We start from the raw sequence: 15,509 nt of genomic DNA on the forward strand, positions 1-15,509 counted from the left end.
CCCATGCACACCCGTCTGCTCGCGATTTTCGCGGCGCTCTTTCTCGTTCTCGCCCCGACGGCCGAATCCCTGGCCAAAAGTTCGGGCAGCCGAAGCTCCTTTTCCAGCCGGGGCAGCTCTTCCGGTTCGGGATGGTCGAGTTCGTCGCGTTCGTCTTCGGGGTGGTCGGGCTCGTCGAAATCCTCGGGATCGAGTTCGGGATGGTCGAGTTCCTCCAAACCCTCGGGGTCGAGCTCCGGGTGGTCCGGTACGTCCAGGCCCTCGGACTCGGGCTCTTCCGGGTCTTCGGGGTGGGGCGCCAGCCGACAGGCCGCGCCGTCTTCTTCCCCGTCGTCCGGCTCCGGGTGGTCCAATTCCTCGGGGGCGTCGCAGTCCTCCAGCGCGCGGCCCGGTTCCGGGTCGGCCTTCTCCTCCTCCGGGTCCGGCGCGGTGAAGCGCCAGGCCTCCACCTCGTCCTACCGGGACTACCAGGGCCGCTTCGGCAAGTCCGGGAACGCGGTCTCGGGGACTTCGACCGGTGAACGCCCCATCCTCAATCCCAACCGCAGCTTCAATTCCTACGGCGACTACAACCGCTACCGCGACAACTATTACTCCGGACGCGGCTGGTCCGCGCCGGGCTACGCCTTCGGCAGCTATTCCAGTTTCGGCATGTGGGACGCCATGTTCATGTGGTTCATGTTGAGCCACCTGACCAGCGGGTCGAGCTTTTTCTACAACCACCAGTCCGATCCGGGCGTGCAGGCCTTTCAGAAGGAGGCCCAGCGCATGGCGGAATCCAATGCCGACCTGAAGAAGCAGGTCGACGAGCTCAACGCCAAGCTTGACGATATGAAGAAGTCCGGCGTGGCCCCTGATCCGAACACGCCCCTGCCCGCCGACGTGGACCCCAACGTGGCCCTGGCCAAGCCCAAGATCGCCGAAAGTTCTCCGGGCGGTGGCTGGCTTTTGCCCGCCACGGCGGCCTTGGCCGCGATTTTGGCCATTGGCTATTTCATGACCCGCAGAAGAAGCGCCTGAGACTCCAAAGGAGAGACGCATGATGAGTTTTTTCAAACAGTTCTTCATCAAGAAAGTTGAAGACGCCCAGACGAGCTTCACCCGACTGCTCGTGGAGTTCGATCCCGAAACCGCCTCCGAAGCCGAGATCGCCCAGCTCGACGAAGCCCTGACCAAACTCACCCATCAAATGGTGGGCGCCAAAAAGGCCTGGGACCGCGAGCAGCAGGAGGCCGACGAAATACAGAAAAACCACGACCTGCGCTTGGCCGCGGCCGAACGCCTGCAAGCCAAGGCCGAAGCGGCCGTCTCGCCCGAAGACAAGGCCCATATCGAAGCCAGCCTGGGCAAGCTCCTGGACGAGCTGGAAAAAATGGGTCCGGACGTGGAACGCGAATTGGCGGAAGCCGTGGAGGCCAAGCAATACTACGACGAGTTGGCCCAGGCCGTGAAGGACGCCTCCCAGCGGCTGAAAACCGCCCGTGACCGTCTCAGCGAGGCCAAACGGCGCATGGACGTGGCCAAAGTCCGCATGGATCGCGCCCAGGAGCAGGAAAACCGGGCCAAGGTGCTTGCCGGCATCACCAAACAGGCCTCCAACCTGGGCGCGGCCTTTGACGCCATGAGCCAAAAGGCCGATGAAATGGAGACCATGGCCCAGGTGCACAAGGAAAAAACCGCCCTGCTCACCCCGCCCCAACCCGGGGAAGACCCCCTCATCGCCCAGGCCCTCAAGGAGGCCTCCGGCCAGCAGGACAAGTCCCAGGCCAGCCTGGCGGACCGGTTGGCGGCGTTGAAGAAGAAATAAACAAACGAGGGGGAGAGATGCCTCCGGCGACCGGGGGGAATGCTTCCCCCCGCCCCCCCTTGATGACGAAGGCCCTGCGGGCCGGGCAGTACCCGGCCGCAGGGCCTTTCGCATGACGCGTCTGGAGAGCAACTCGGCCGACACTCTCGCTAAAAACAGGGGAGCGGGGACGGCTTTTGCCTGTCCCCGCTCCCCCCGAAATATTGTCGCGTCTCTGCCCCGTCGCCGCGCGGACGTCTCGTTCGCGCGGGCGATCGTGGGGTCCAGGGAGGCTTTCCCCCTGGCGAGGGGCGCGGGGGCGTGAAGCCCCCGCATCTTTCGCGCTACTTCTTGCCGAAGCAACACCAGCACGAGGAGCCCTTTTCCCGCCAGGGCTTTTCCTCGCCGGCGCGCAGACGGGCGATGTTTTCCTTGTGCCGCCAGATCACCACGGCGCTGACCACAATAGTCATGGGCACCAGGATGGGGGCCGAGAAAAAGTACACGGTGAACGGCAGGGTGACACACCACACCAGCGAGCCCACGGACACGAAACCCGTGGCCGCGATGGCGGCGGCGCAGAGAATGCCCGAAACCGTGGTGGCCCAGAAGGCCAGGCCCAAAAACGCGCCGATGGTGGTGGCGACGCCCTTGCCGCCCTTGTAGTTCAGAAACACCGGAAACAGATGGCCGCCGATGGCCGCCATGGCGGTCAGACCGGCGAACCAGGGGGCTTCGGGATACATGGCGCGGGCCACGACCACGGGGAAGAAACCCTTGAACGCGTCGAGAAGCAGGGTGATCGTGCCCCACTTGGTGCCGCACAGCCGGGCCACGTTGGTGGCGCCGATGTTACCGCTACCGGACGTGCGGGGATCGGACCCCGACACCGCCTGGGCGATGAAAAGCCCGAAGGGGATCGATCCCATCAAATATGCCAGAACCATCCATGCCAGTTTCACCATCGCTCAATCCTCCTCATCCGGTTTCGCCGCTGGGCAGGTCCGGCCAGGGGCCGCCATCGCCTTCGCAGTCGTCCTCACGCCCCCCCATGACCCGCAATTCATTGGTCAAAGGGTCCACCTTGCCGAGTTTTACCAGAAATTTTTGTCCAAGATACACCTTGCCGCCGAGTTGTTCCCTGCCGGCCCGAACGTATATCTGCGCCTCGATCAGGGAAAGGGTCACGTAGCCGGAATTTTCCTCCACGACCACGGCCGAAAACTCTCGCTGGCGACACTGCCCCTGAATGCACGCGAGCTTCCAATACCGGGGACGGTAGCGTTGCACCAGCCCCACCTGGTCGAGCCGGGCGGAAAGGCCGGGCAATTTGGCGGCCACCTCCTCGGCGCTGAAGCGCGGCCGGCCCGTGGCCAGCCAGGATTGCACCTGGGCCATGTTGACGAAGTCCGGCAGCCTGCGCAAGGGCGAGGTGACCGGACTGTACTGGTCCGCGCCCAGGCTCGCGTGGCGGCCGGGCCGATTGGACAGTATGGCCCCGGAAAGCTGTTTCACGGCTCGGTGCATGTCCACCGGGTCCGTCCACACCCCGGCCAGATTGGGCGGAATGGCCACGTCCTGCACCCGGTAGTAGAGTGGCAAGCCTTCGCGCCGTGCCAGGGCGGCCACTTCGGCGTTGGCCAGGATCATGAATTCGCTGACCATGAGCTGAGCCATGGGGGTGTGCTCTCCGGGCGCGAGCGTCACCGACACCTCATGGGGGTAGCCATGCAGTACGATCTTGGGCTCGGGCCTGTCCAGCACCACCGCTCCGGCCTCCACGCGCCTATCGCGCAACCGCTCGGCCAAGGCCAACGCCAGGGAAAGGTTGGCGTCGGCCGTTTTGTCGGCCAGACGGCGCTCCACCTCTTCGTAACAGAGGTTGGCCGCCACCCGGGCCCATCCGGCGCGCAGGGTGAACGACCGCGTCCGCCCCCTGGGCGAGAGTTCCCAGTCGAGCAGCAGGGCCGGCTTGTCGCATCCGGCGCGCAGGCTGTACAACTCGCAGGAAAGGGCCTCAGGCAGCATGTGGCTCGAACCTTCGGGCAGGTAGAGGCTGGTGGCCCGGTCCCACACGGCGCGTCCCAGGGGACTGTCGAAATCCCAGTGCAGGCACGGCCTGGCCAGGGCCATGGACAGGGCGTAGCCCCCGTCCGGCAGGACGGACACGTGAAAGGCGTCGTCGATATCGCGGGTGGTGGACGAATCCACGCTCACGTAGGGCGGACCCTGGGCGGGTGCGGCGTCCTGGCGGCAGGTTTCGCTCAGGGTGTGAATCTCGCCGGCGAAGTCCGCGGACCAGGCGTCGCCCTCGTGGTACTGGGCCTGGCTCAGGTGAATGTTGAAGTGCGGCGGGATCACCCCCCACTGGGTGGCCAGGATGAGCGGCTGGTGGGGATGGTCGGGCAAGCCCTTGCGCAACGCCTGCCACAGGGGGGCCCAGTGTTGGCTTTCCGGTTCGCAAAGCAGGCCGAGCAGCATGTCCTTGAGCTTTTCGGCGGCCTGGGGATCGAGCTGGGCCTCCAGGCGCCGGGCGTCCACCTCGCGACCCGAGGCCCATCCGGTCCACAGATCGTGGAAAAAGGACTGTCCGGCCGTGACCACGAGTTCACGTTCCCGGGCGACGGCCTGCTCGGCCAGACGGCGTTCCACCACGTCCGCCGGATGCACCTCGAAATTGGGGGGCTGAAACCTGAAATGGGTTTTCAAGCCCAAAAGCGCCCGCCCCATGGCGGCCACGCGGTCCGCGTCCGGGTCTTCGTGGGCCAGTTGGGCGAACCACCCGGCCGAGGCCTGGGCCACCTCGCCCTGGGCCATTTCCCAAAGTTCCAGGGGATCGGCCTGGCCGAGCAGTTCCTCGCGCCGTTTGGCGTGTTCGCGCAATTTTTCGAGCACACCCTCCCGGTTGAAGGCCCCCTCATAGCGCGGACCGGACCAGGGCAACAGCCGCGACGCGGCCAGCTTGGACTCGCGCTTGTTCAGGGTGAACAGGCGCAACTTGTCGCCCAGGACATCCTCCACCCAGGCCAGATGGGCCTCGTTGCCCTGGAGAAACTCCACGACGCAGCCGGGCTGGACCGAAGTGACGAGCGAAGGATGCTTCGACATGCTTGAAAAGCCTCTGCCCGCCGCCGCATGCGCACCCGGCGGGTCTCCTGTCTTGCGCGCCGCGCCCGCGAAGAGGGCTTCGCGGGCCGGGCGCTAGTGGCGAAACGAACGCTGTCCGGTAAAGACCATGGCCGCCTGGGGGGTGGCCTGGTTCACGGCCTGCACGACCTCGAAGTCGCGGATGGACCCGCCCGGCTGGGCTATGGCGGTCACGCCCTGGGCCAGGGCCAGGTCCACGCCGTCGCGGAAGGGGAAGAACCCGTCCGAAACGAGGGCCGATCCGGCCAGGCCGCCCTTGGCTTCCTGAGTTTCGGCCTCGATGGCGGCCAGGGTCTCGGCGGCTTGCGCATCGGTCGCGGCCTTGTCGCGCAGTTCGTAGAGTGAAAGCCCCAGTCGGGTGAAGGCCAGGAGATCGGCGTACTTGGTGTAGGCCTTGTGAATGGTCAGGTTGACCACACCGACCCGGTCCTGCTCACCGGTGCCGATGCCCACCGTGGCTCCGTCCTTGACGAAGATGACCGAATTGGAGGTCACGCCGGCCTCCACGGCCCAGGCGAAGAGCAGGTCTTCGGCCTCCTGAGGCGAGGGGGCGCGGGCGACAACGGTTTCCCCGGCCTTGTTCGTGGCCTGGGCGGGCAAAAAGTCCTTGGCGTGGCGCACGGCGTTGCGAAACGAGAACTGCACCACCACGCCGCCGTCCATGAGGGACTTCACGTCGAGAAAGGGCTGTCCGGCCAGGGCGGCCAGGTCGGCGATGCCGGGGATGGCCAACAGGCGCAGATTCTTTTTGGTTTTGAGAAGCGCCAGGGCGGCCGGTTCGTAGTGCGGGGCGGCCACCACCTCGAAAAAGGCCGAGGCGATCTGCTCGGCCGTGGCCAGGTCCAGGGTGCGGTTGACCACCACGGCCCCGCCGAACGCGGCGATCCGGTCGGAAAAATGGGCTTTTTCAAAGGCCTTGGCCAACCCGTGGTCGCTCCAGGCGGCGCCGCAGGGGTTGTTGTGCTTGAGGATGACGGCCGCGGGCTTATCCATGAGGTACTGGAGAATGTTCAGGCCGTTGTCCACGTCGGTGAGGTTGGTCTTGCCCGGATGCTTGCCCGACTGGACGAGGTGGTCTTCGGTCAGGGCCGAGACGAGCCCCTGCCCGGGGCCGCGGAACCGGACGCCGTTCAGCGTGAGTCCGCCTTCGACCATCTGGTAGATGGCGGCGGGCTGGTCGGGATTCTCGCCGTAGCGCAGGCCCTTGACCTGTCCGTCGATGGTCCAGGTGCGTTTGACGAAGCGCAGGGTCTGGTCGCCCAGGGTTATGGTCATGTCCTGCGGGAAGGGATCTTCCTGCAAGGTGGAATACATCGCTTTCAGGTCGCTCATGAGTGGCTCCGGTTATGGCTGTGAGTCCGACTTCGTATCACAGGCCCCGCCGGGGAGCAAACGGGCATTGGCCGCGTCCGGGAATCGTGCTAGCAGGCTGTTGCATGACATGTCGCCGCCAGGCGTCGCTATTTCGGAGAACACGCGTGGAAAAGATCCTGCTCAAGATGGCCAGACAGCTCTTGGCCTATGACGAGGCCTCCCTGCTCAACCTTTGGGAAAAATACGCCGACCAGGTGAGTCGCTTCGAACCCACCAAGCGCTGGGAAGAGGCGGTCATGGCGCTCTGCATGATACAGGCCATGCGGTTCAAGAACCAGCTCTTCAACCTGCACTGGTCCCAGGGGCAATTGCCGGGCGAGCAAGCGCCGCGTTCGCACATCGAGGCCGTGCCCCAGCCGGGGGCCAAGCCCCGCGCCCCCAAGCCCAAGGGCAAGTTGTTGGCCTTTCCCGGCAAGGACGAGGGCGGGGAACCCTCCACCGACGAGTGACGGCGCGCGCCGTCCGCAGCCTACGGCAGAGCCGGCCCGCCCCGCAGAAAGTGTGAAATGGCCATGATGGTGTTCACGTACACGTTGGAGTGGTTGTACCGGTAGAGCGCCTCGCGCAGGGTGGCTTCGTCCTCCAGATTGCCGGTGAACCCGTGGGAGCGCAGGTAGTTGCCCATGGAGTGCACCGCGTCGGAGACGTTGAAGATGTCCACCTTGCCGTCTCCGTCGCCGTCCACGCCGAAACGCAGAAGACTCGAAGGCATGAACTGGCTGATCCCGATGGCCCCGTAGATGGAGCCGGGCATGGCCGCGGCGTCCAGGCCGTTTTGGTCCGCGTAGCGAAACAGCGCCTTGAGTTCGCCGTAGGCCCAGGCGGCCTTTTCCTTGGCCCTGGCGTCCAGCCAGGCCTGGCGCTCGGGCGTGACGTTCTCGCCGGCGAAGACCGGGGCCACGCTCCGGTAGCTCTGGCTGGCGGCCATGCTGGCCAGGTTGTTCACCGCCAGATTTTCGCCCAGGAACTTGCCCGCGCGCGTCTCCACGGTGAGAAGCCCCACGGTCACGGCCGGTGGCACGCCGTAGCGGGCGCGCACCTGGGCCAAAAGGGGCTGGTTGGCGTCGTAGAACGCCTTGGCCTCGGCCAGGCGTTCGGGGGTGAGCAGGGCCTCGTACATCTGGGGCGGTCCGGCCGCGGCCTGGGCCTTGAGGCGTTCGGTCACGTCCGGGGGGGCGGGCTGGGTCTCCTGGTCGGCCAGGGTGAGCAGGTCCAGGGTGTAGCGTCCGTCCGGGGTCAGGCCGTGGGCCTGCTGAAACGCCCGGACGCCGTTGCGGAATTCCGTGCTCAGCCGGCCGTCCTGGCTGCCGAAAAAGTAGCCCAACCGGGCCAAGTCCGCCTGCATGCGCCGAACCACGTCGGACCCGTACTTGGCGGTGTACATCTCCAGGAGTTTCTTGCCCATGGGGTCCGGGGAAAACCGGACGCCCGGGGCGGAAAACACGGTCTTGATCTCGGCCTGGGGCACGCCGTCGGCCGCCAGGCGGGTCTTGAGGGAGTCGAACCCGTCGGCCAGGGCCAGGCCCGCGCCGGCCAGAAGGCCGCTCGCGGCGATAAGCACGGCGAAAAGCAAACGCACCACGGGGAAACCTCTCGCTTGGCAGTCTGTTTGATCCGGACAACGCCCCTTCCCGTCCGCGCCGCCAGTTCGCGCACGGTCCCCGGGCGATCCCCGCAAGAAAAACGCTTTGCGCATCCCGCCCCTCGGGGACGGGCCCGGCGCGGGAACACCTCCGGTCGGAAACGCCGCGCGCACGCCGGAACACGGCGCAAGGAAGCGTCCCGCCCGGCGGGAGCCTTCAGCCGGCCGTCATTCCGAGGCCAGCAGGGCGGCCAGGTCCAGGGCCACGACGTCGCCGTCCTCATCGGCGCAAATCAGCCGGCGTCCGTCCCGGCTCCAGGCCAGGCAACTGACCGGAGCGGCGAACTGGTGGTCCAAATCCAGGGCGGCCAGGCGCACGGTCTCCACCAGGACCACCCTGCCGTTGTCGAATCCGGCCGCCACGAAAGGAATGCCCGGATTCACGGCCACCGCCACCAGGGCGGACTCCTCCTGCGCAGCGGCCACCAACGGAGAAGGATTCTCGTTGAAACATTCGGGCACAGGCCACAGGAGCACGGCCCCGGCCCCGGTGGTCAGCAGGCATCTGGAGTCGCCGGTCCAGGCCAGTTGGGTGGCGCTGGCCGGCAACCCGGCCAGGGTGAACACGTTCTGGGCCTCCAGGTCGAGCACATGCACGGCCCGGTCCTGATTGGCGCAGGCCAGATATTTGCCGTCCGGGGAAAAGGCCATGGCCCGATTGCCGCCGGGCCAGGCGATGGTCGCGGGTTCTCCGCCCTCGTCCAGGTCCCAGAGGCTCACGCCCCCGGCGTAGCCCACGGCCAGCACCGCGCCGGCGGGACTCACGGCCAGCCCGGTCACCGCCGCCGCATGCGGCCCCAGCGAACGCACCACGCCCGAAACCAAATCGACCATGAGGGCGTCCTTGCCCGCGCCCACGGCCAGTATGGCCCCGCCCTGGCCCGAGACCAGGGGCTCGAACCACACGCCGGGATTGCGCACCAGTTCGGTCTGGGTGTCGTCCGGCCCCAGGCGTACGAGCCGGCCGTCGTCGCCCGCGCTCACGAAGCCCTTTCCGGGATGCGCGACCACTCCCAGGGCCGAACCCCGGTGAACGTCCAGGAAACGGGCCTGGCCGTCCGGCAGGTCGATCACGGCCACCCGCCCGTCTCCCAGAGCCAGGGCGGCCTGGTCGCAGGCGTCGTTCACGGCCACGCGCTCGGCAAAGGCTCCGAGCTTCCAGCTCCACAGTCCCGGGGAAACAGGGGCGGCGTTCACGGGCGCTCCAGGCAGTCGTTGAAAGCGATCTGCAGGGCCAGGCGGTCCAAATTCTTGCCGATGAACACGGCCTTGCTCAACGGGGTTTCGTCGTCGCGCCAGGGACGGCCCCAGCCCATTTCCACGCTCATGTGCACTCCTTGAAACACAAAGCGCTGCGAGGCTCCGGGCAAAGCCAGCACGCCCTTGCAGCGGTAGAGGTCGGCCCCGGCGGCGTTGGCGTAGCCGCCCAGCCAGGCCTTGAACTTTTCCAGATTCACGGGACGCGTGGCGGTGAGCGACACGCTGCCCACGCCTCGGGCGTGGTGGCCCGAAACCTCGCCCTCCAGAAGTCCCGGGGAAAGCTCGGTCAGGCGGGCCAAGTCGAAGGAAGAGCGGCCCAGAAGCTTTTCCACGGGCACGTCGGCGCGCACGGCGGTGAGGATCTCGGCCTGGGGATTGAGGGCGGCCACGGCCTCGCGTACGGCCGCGAGCGCCTGTTCTCCGGCCTGGTCGGCCTTGTTGAGCACCACGCAGTCGGCGAACACCACCTGGTCGCGGGCTTCGTCGCCCTGGGCCAGTTGGTCGGCGAAACGGGCGGCGTCCACCACGGTGACCACGCTGTCCAGGCAGGCGCGGGAACGCGTTTCGTCGTCGAGGAAAAAGGTCTGGATCACCGGAGCCGGATCGGCCAGGCCCGTGGTTTCGATCAGGATGCCGTCCAGGCGTCCCTTGCGGCGCACGAGCGCGTTCACGGTGCGGATCAGGTCGCCGCGCACCGTGCAGCAGACGCAGCCGTTGTTCATTTCGAAAATTTCTTCGTCGCTTGCGGCCACGAGCTGGCCGTCGATGCCCGCCTCGCCCAGTTCGTTGACGATGATGGCGAAGCGCTTGCCGTGGTCGGCGGTGAGAATGCGGTTGAGCAACGTGGTCTTGCCCGCGCCCAGGTAGCCGGTGAGCACGGTGACGGGAACTTGAGTCATGAGGCCTCCGAACGAAAAAATACTTGGCGCCTGAAGCGCTAGCTCGTGACCCCAGGCCTGTCAACACGCGCCGCGCCCGCGCGAAAGGCGCTCTTGACCTTTGAACCCGCAATGGGTAGCCCGCCCCATGCGCGAGGCACTCCGCCCGGAACCGTCGGCCTTTTCCCAGGCCCTGCCCATCGTCCTGGGCTATTTGCCCGTGGGGTTCGCCTACGGGGTGCTGGCCGTCAAGGCCGGACTGGGCCTGGCCTACACCACGCTCATGTCCGTGCTGGTGTACGCGGGTTCGGCCCAACTCATCGCGGTGAACATGTTCGGGGCGGGAGCGCCCGCGGTTTCCATCGTGGTCATGACCTTCGTGGTCAACCTGCGCCACGTGCTCTTTTCCGCGGCCCTGTCCCCCTATCTCAAGGGATGGTCCCGCGCCCGCCTTGCGGCTTTCACCTTCGAACTGACCGACGAGTCCTTCGCGCTCCACGCCACCCGCTTCCACAACAGACAGCGCGACCCGGCCAAGACCCTGGGCATCAACGCCTTCGCCCAGGCCTCCTGGGTGACCGGCAGCGTGGCCGGCGCCCTGGCCGGAGGCTACGTGCCCGACGTGAAGCCGCTGGGCCTGGACTTCGCCCTGCCCGCCATGTTCGCCGTGCTGCTGGTGGGACAGCTCACCTCCAAGGCCCACGTGCTGGCCGCCGCCCTGGGCGCGGCCCTCACCCTCGTGCTTTCCCGGACACCGGTCGCGTCCTACGCGGTCCTGGCCGGCGCCGTGGTCGCCGCGGCCGTGGCCTCGCGCACCCCATGGATCAAAACCCCGTCCTGATCGCCATCGTCGGCATGGCCCTGGCCACCTACCTGCCACGCCTTCTGCCCGCGCTGTTTTTCGCGTCGCGGCCTTTGCCCGTCTGGCTGGCCCGGTTTCTGGCCGTGGTGCCGCCGGCCGTGCTCGGAGCGCTTCTGGCCCAGTCCGTGTTTCTGGACGGCGGGGAACCCCGCCTGAGCGCATCGAACCTCTTCTTTTGGGCCGCGCTGCTCACCGCCCTGCTCGCCTGGCGCACCAAGGGCTTCTTCGGCCCGGTGTTGGCCGGGCTGGTCCTGGTGGCCGCGGTACGTTTTTTTTCCTGAGTCGAACTTTTTTCCTGAATCGAACAAGGTCCGGCGCGAACCGGCCCCTCACGCCGACCGGAGGGAAGCGCAAAAAACACGAACACCGGCCGCGCGGGACGTGCGACCGGTGCGAAGGGGAAAAAAGGGGGAACGGGCCGTCGCGCGTCGTCCAGGGACGCCCCAGCCCGGGGAAAAGCGGGCTATGCCCCGGCCGCGGCCTCTTCCGGAGTATCGGAGACAGGGAACAGGCCCAACATGCCGGAGATGTCGAACACCTCGCGCACCATTTCGGTCAGGCCCGAAAAGGCCAAATGCACGCCCTTGGCCTTGGCCTTTTTGCCCACGGCGATGAACGAGCGCAGCCCGGCGCTGGAGACGTATTCCAACCCCGAGAGGTCGAGCACGAGACACGGGTGTCCGTCGCCCAGGAGCGGCTCGCATTTGCGCTCGAATTCCGGCGCGCCCGTGGCGTCCATGCGCCCGCGCACGGAAATCACCAGGGCCTTTCCCAGAGGCGAGGTGCTACATTCCATGTCCTGCTCTTTTGTCGTTTGAGGGTTGAGGCTTTTGCGGACGCCGCAGCGTTTTCGCGTGATGCATGCCGGGTAACAGATTTTCCCGCGCTCCGCCAGCGTCAAGCCCACGCGCTCCGAAAGCCCGCCCCTCCAGGGAATGGCGGGGTACGGGCGTCAAGCCCGCGCGCCGTTGTCCGAAGGGCCAACAGGGAGAACCGCCGGGTCGTCACGGGAGGGGACGCGCAGCGAGCCGAACGGGCGGCTTTCCGAAACGGCGCCGCCCCCCGGACCGGCCGGGGGGCGGGACGATGCGAAACAAATGGCGCGCGCTCTATTTGGCTTTCTTGCGTTTTTCCCAGAGCTTCATGTCTTTCATTTTTGTGCGGCGCTCCCTCTGCAGGGACTTGCTCACCAGGGGCGTACCCTTCTTGTAGCCATACTTGGCCCTGTACTCGTCGGGCGTGAGGCCGTGGGTGCCCAGGTGTTTCTTGGTAAGGATCTTGAAGGTCTTTCCGCACTCCATGCAGGTGACGGACTTCTCCTTGATGGCCTTTTTGGGATCTCCGGCCGGAGTCGTTCCTTCTTCCGCAACGGCGACGCCTTCGCTGATGCCGCGAATGCCGTCGGAAATTTTCTTGACCATGGAGGTGATTTCCTCCTCGGTCATGTTGCGCACGCTTGCTTGGGCTTTGACGATTTCCAAGGCTTCCTTGAGATAGTCATCCATTATGAATCTCCTAAACGATGCGGGTGGTGTCGGAACGCAATACACACAAGCCGACTGCAATGTAAACATCGGGAATGCACTTTTTTGCCTCGGTTCTATTTGCGACGTGTCTTGCGTCTGCTTGTGCAAAGCGCAACGGACACGGAGCGTATTTCCGTCGGATTGTGGCGAATGCATGGCGACGCCCGGTCCGCGAGCGACGTTGAGCATGCCCAGGGCCGCTTTCCAGCCCCGAGAGGTTGGCAAACGTTGCGTGCCCGTTGCATGAACGCCCACGCCGATGCAAGGCTTTGACAAAGCCCTCCCGGCAGGGCAAACCCACTGCAAAACGTCCGCGGAGCCGTCGCGCCAGGCGACGCCGGGGCAAGGAGGCCGACATGTTCACGGGACTTGTGCAGGGAAAAGGACGAGTGAGCGCCCTCGGGACGACCGGCGGCCAGATGCGCCTGACCATCGACGCCCTTTTCGCCCTCGACACCATCGTGCTCGGAGAATCCATCGCCGTGAACGGCGCCTGCCTGACCGTCGAGAGTTTCGGGCAGCGCCAGTTTTCCGCCTACGCCTCGGCCGAAACCCTGCGCGCCACCACCCTGGGCGATCTGGCCCGGGGTTCGATCGTCAACCTGGAGCGGGCCCTGGCCCTGGGCGACCGCCTGGGCGGGCACATGGTCAGCGGACACGTGGACTGCGTGGCCAAGATCGTCAGGACGAACAAGGCCGGGGAGTCCGTGCGCTTTCAGGTGGAGTTTCCCAAGGAGTTCGCCTCGTCGGTGATCCCCAAGGGCTCCGTGGCCCTGGACGGCGTGAGCCTGACCATAAACGAATGCGGCGAGGACTGGCTGGCGGTCAACGTCATCCCCGCCACCCAGGCCGAGACCACCATCGCCGACTGGCGCCCCGGCGCGCGCGTGAACATGGAAACCGACGTGCTGGGCAAGTACGTGGCCAGGATGCTCGGGGCGTACGCGGGCGCGTCCGGCGGCAAGGACTCGGGCCGACTCACCGAGGCTTTTTTGCGCGAAAACGGCTTTTGACGCCGCTTGTCCGCCGGGCCGGCCACCCAAACCGCTTGAGCCGGCCGGCCCGGCGGTTCGACTTTTCCCGCCGTCCCTTGAAAATCCTGACCTTTTGAGCCCCCTTCCCCGCCCTTGCCCTTTTTTATTCCCTGTACTACGAATTCGAGTTCCGGACGGCCCTCCAGGGCCACCCGAGCGGAGGAACGTTCATGAGCATCTGCACCACCGAAGAAGCCATCGAGGAGATTCGCCAGGGCAAAATGATCATCCTGGTGGACGACGAAGACCGGGAAAACGAGGGCGACCTGACCATCGCCGCCGAAAGGGTCACTCCCGAAATCATCAATTTCATGGCCGTGTACGGCCGGGGTCTCATCTGCCTACCCCTTGAAGGCGCTTGGGTGGACAAGCTCAAGCTGCCCATGATGACCAAGCAGAACGAGTCGCAGTTCGGCACGGGCTTCACCGTGTCCATCGAAGCCCGCAAGGGCGTCACCACGGGCATTTCGGCCTATGACCGGGCCACCACCATCCTGACCGCCGTGGCCGACGACGTGGTCGCCGAGGATGTGGTCACCCCCGGACACATTTTCCCCCTGCGCGCCAAGGACGGCGGCGTGCTCGTGCGCGCCGGCCAGACCGAAGGCAGCGTGGACCTGTGCCGCCTGGCCGGACTCAAGCCCGCCGCCGTGATCTGCGAAATCATGCGCGACGACGGCAACATGGCCCGCATGCCCGACCTCATCGAGTTCGCCAAGCAGCACGACATCAAGATCGCCACCATCGCCGACCTCATCCGCTACCGGATGCGCTTCGGCAACCTCTCGGTCAGCAAGGTGGCCGAAGCCAAGCTGCCCTCGGCCTACGGCGGGGACTTCAAGGTCTTCGCCTACCAGACCCAGGAAGCCGACCGCACCCACCTGGCGCTCATCAAGGGCGACATCACCCCGGGCGAACCCACCCTGGTGCGGGTGCATTCCGAATGCCTGACCGGCGACGTGCTCGGATCGCTGCGTTGCGACTGCGGCGGCCAGTTGCGCCAGGCCATGCGCCAGATCGGCAAGGAAGGCAAAGGCGTGCTCCTGTACATGCGCCAGGAAGGCCGGGGCATCGGCCTGGCCAACAAGATCAAGGCCTACCACTTGCAGGACCAGGGGTTCGACACCGTGGAGGCCAACGTGAAGCTGGGCTTCAAGCCCGACCTGCGCGACTACGGCGTGGGCGCGCAGATCCTGGTGGCGCTCGGCGTGACCAAGATGCGGCTCATGACCAACAATCCCAAGAAGATCGTGGGCCTTGAAGGCTACGGTCTGGAAGTGGTGGAGCGCGTGCCCATCGAGATGGAGCCCTGCGTGGAAAACCACGACTACCTGTTCACCAAGAAAGAAAAGATGGGCCACCTGCTGCACATCGAAAAATAGGCCCCAGGCGAATCATCCACCGGGCGTCCCGGCCTTTTGGCCCGGACGCCCTCATGGCGTCCACACTCTGAAGGAGACCTCCCCATGGCCCACATCCGCACCATCGAAGGCCAGATGAACGCCCAGGGCTTGAAGATCGCCCTGGTGGCTTCCCGTTTCAACGATCTCATCGTCAATTCCCTGGTGGGCGGCGCGGTGGACTACCTGACCCGGCACGGAGCCGAGCGCGACGACATCACTCTGGTCAAGGTGCCCGGGGCCTTCGAACTGCCCCTGGCCGCCAAAAAGCTCTGCCTGAGCGGCAAATACCAGATGATTGTCTGCCTGGGCGCGGTGATTCGCGGCCATACTCCGCATTTCGACTTCGTGGCCGGAGAGTGCACCAAGGGCCTGGCCCTGGTCAGCCTGGAAACCGGCGTGCCGGTGGGCTTCGGCCTGCTGACCTGCGACACCCTGGAGCAGGCCATCGAACGCGCCGGCACCAAGGGCGGCAACAAGGGCGTGGAAGCCTCCGCCGCGGCCCTGGAAATGGCCCGCGTGATGGAGCTCATCTAGCGTTTCGCCCGCGGGGGGCCATGGCCACGCGCCGCCCCCCGCGAATCCTTTTACTTCGCCCCG

General features: G+C 66.1%; 16 protein-coding genes. 8 read left to right on the forward strand and 8 right to left on the reverse strand.

What is annotated here, in order from left to right; all coding sequences use genetic code 11:
* Nucleotides 1-3: 3 nt before the first annotated feature.
* Together ACYQ01_RS09195 and ACYQ01_RS09200 are read left to right on the forward strand one after the other, a co-directional pair.
* Nucleotides 4-1,020, forward strand: a complete 1,017-nt coding sequence (locus ACYQ01_RS09195) for a hypothetical protein (protein ID WP_459933539.1) — start codon at nt 4-6, stop codon at nt 1,018-1,020.
* Between the two features lie 19 nt (nt 1,021-1,039).
* Nucleotides 1,040-1,807, forward strand: a complete 768-nt coding sequence (locus tag ACYQ01_RS09200) for a PspA/IM30 family protein (RefSeq protein WP_459933540.1) — start codon at nt 1,040-1,042, stop codon at nt 1,805-1,807.
* A 323-nt stretch (nt 1,808-2,130) separates the two neighbouring features.
* Here ACYQ01_RS09200 and plsY read toward each other — a convergent pair whose 3' ends face one another.
* From plsY to ACYQ01_RS09215, 3 genes are all read right to left on the reverse strand, one after another.
* A complete protein-coding gene (gene plsY / locus ACYQ01_RS09205) occupies nt 2,131-2,751 on the reverse strand; it encodes a glycerol-3-phosphate 1-O-acyltransferase PlsY (protein ID WP_459933541.1) in 621 nt (206 codons plus the stop codon).
* Between the two features lie 13 nt (nt 2,752-2,764).
* The gene (locus tag ACYQ01_RS09210; protein ID WP_459933542.1) at nt 2,765-4,894 is read right to left on the reverse strand and encodes a ribonuclease catalytic domain-containing protein; all 2,130 of its coding nucleotides are present in this window, start codon (nt 4,892-4,894) and stop codon (nt 2,765-2,767) included.
* A gap of 93 nt (nt 4,895-4,987) precedes the next feature.
* Nucleotides 4,988-6,265: an IMP cyclohydrolase gene (locus tag ACYQ01_RS09215; protein WP_459933543.1), complete on the reverse strand. Its 1,278-nt coding sequence runs from the start codon at nt 6,263-6,265 to the stop codon at nt 4,988-4,990.
* A 146-nt stretch (nt 6,266-6,411) separates the two neighbouring features.
* Here ACYQ01_RS09215 and ACYQ01_RS09220 point away from each other — a divergent pair, with 146 nt between their 5' ends.
* Complete coding sequence (locus ACYQ01_RS09220) at nt 6,412-6,756, forward strand: hypothetical protein (RefSeq protein WP_459933544.1); 345 nt, start codon at nt 6,412-6,414, stop codon at nt 6,754-6,756.
* A 20-nt stretch (nt 6,757-6,776) separates the two neighbouring features.
* Here the strand turns inward: ACYQ01_RS09220 and ACYQ01_RS09225 are convergent, their stop codons facing one another.
* The 3 genes from ACYQ01_RS09225 to ACYQ01_RS09235 all read right to left on the reverse strand — a co-directional run bounded on the left by ACYQ01_RS09225 (nt 6,777) and on the right by ACYQ01_RS09235 (nt 10,108).
* Nucleotides 6,777-7,889, reverse strand: coding sequence for a lytic murein transglycosylase (locus tag ACYQ01_RS09225; RefSeq protein WP_459933545.1), 1,113 nt, complete (start codon nt 7,887-7,889; stop codon nt 6,777-6,779).
* Nucleotides 7,890-8,117: 228 nt separating this feature from the next.
* Complete coding sequence (locus tag ACYQ01_RS09230) at nt 8,118-9,146, reverse strand: WD40 repeat domain-containing protein (protein ID WP_459933546.1); 1,029 nt, start codon at nt 9,144-9,146, stop codon at nt 8,118-8,120.
* On the reverse strand, nt 9,143-10,108 hold the full coding sequence (locus ACYQ01_RS09235) for a CobW family GTP-binding protein (RefSeq protein WP_459933547.1): 966 nt from the start codon (nt 10,106-10,108) through the stop codon (nt 9,143-9,145). The genes ACYQ01_RS09230 and ACYQ01_RS09235 overlap by 4 nt, the downstream gene beginning before the upstream one ends.
* Nucleotides 10,109-10,235: 127 nt before the next feature.
* Between ACYQ01_RS09235 and ACYQ01_RS09240 the strand changes: the two genes are divergently transcribed.
* On the forward strand, nt 10,236-10,928 hold the full coding sequence (locus tag ACYQ01_RS09240; RefSeq protein ID WP_459933548.1) for an AzlC family ABC transporter permease: 693 nt from the start codon (nt 10,236-10,238) through the stop codon (nt 10,926-10,928).
* Nucleotides 10,907-11,230 carry an AzlD domain-containing protein gene (locus ACYQ01_RS09245; RefSeq protein ID WP_459933549.1) on the forward strand — a complete coding sequence of 108 codons (324 nt, stop codon included), beginning with the start codon at nt 10,907-10,909 and terminating at the stop codon, nt 11,228-11,230. The genes ACYQ01_RS09240 and ACYQ01_RS09245 overlap by 22 nt, the downstream gene beginning before the upstream one ends.
* A gap of 182 nt (nt 11,231-11,412) precedes the next feature.
* Here ACYQ01_RS09245 and ACYQ01_RS09250 read toward each other — a convergent pair whose 3' ends face one another.
* Both ACYQ01_RS09250 and ACYQ01_RS09255 read right to left on the reverse strand, forming a co-directional pair.
* Nucleotides 11,413-11,745, reverse strand: coding sequence for an STAS domain-containing protein (locus ACYQ01_RS09250; protein ID WP_459933550.1), 333 nt, complete (start codon nt 11,743-11,745; stop codon nt 11,413-11,415).
* 313 nt (nt 11,746-12,058) lie between these two features.
* Entirely contained in the window at nt 12,059-12,454 is a 396-nt protein-coding gene (locus ACYQ01_RS09255; RefSeq protein ID WP_459933551.1) for a Ros/MucR family transcriptional regulator, read from the reverse strand.
* Between the two features lie 377 nt (nt 12,455-12,831).
* Here ACYQ01_RS09255 and ACYQ01_RS09260 point away from each other — a divergent pair, with 377 nt between their 5' ends.
* From ACYQ01_RS09260 to ribH, 3 genes are all read left to right on the forward strand, one after another.
* Nucleotides 12,832-13,488, forward strand: coding sequence for a riboflavin synthase (locus ACYQ01_RS09260; protein ID WP_459933552.1), 657 nt, complete (start codon nt 12,832-12,834; stop codon nt 13,486-13,488).
* 191 nt (nt 13,489-13,679) lie between these two features.
* The gene (locus ACYQ01_RS09265) at nt 13,680-14,891 is read left to right on the forward strand and encodes a bifunctional 3,4-dihydroxy-2-butanone-4-phosphate synthase/GTP cyclohydrolase II (RefSeq protein ID WP_459933553.1); all 1,212 of its coding nucleotides are present in this window, start codon (nt 13,680-13,682) and stop codon (nt 14,889-14,891) included.
* A gap of 84 nt (nt 14,892-14,975) precedes the next feature.
* Nucleotides 14,976-15,446 carry a 6,7-dimethyl-8-ribityllumazine synthase gene (gene ribH, locus ACYQ01_RS09270; protein WP_459933554.1) on the forward strand — a complete coding sequence of 157 codons (471 nt, stop codon included), beginning with the start codon at nt 14,976-14,978 and terminating at the stop codon, nt 15,444-15,446.
* Nucleotides 15,447-15,509 lie beyond the last annotated feature (63 nt).

The sequence above is a fragment of the Fundidesulfovibrio butyratiphilus genome, assembly GCF_054657235.1.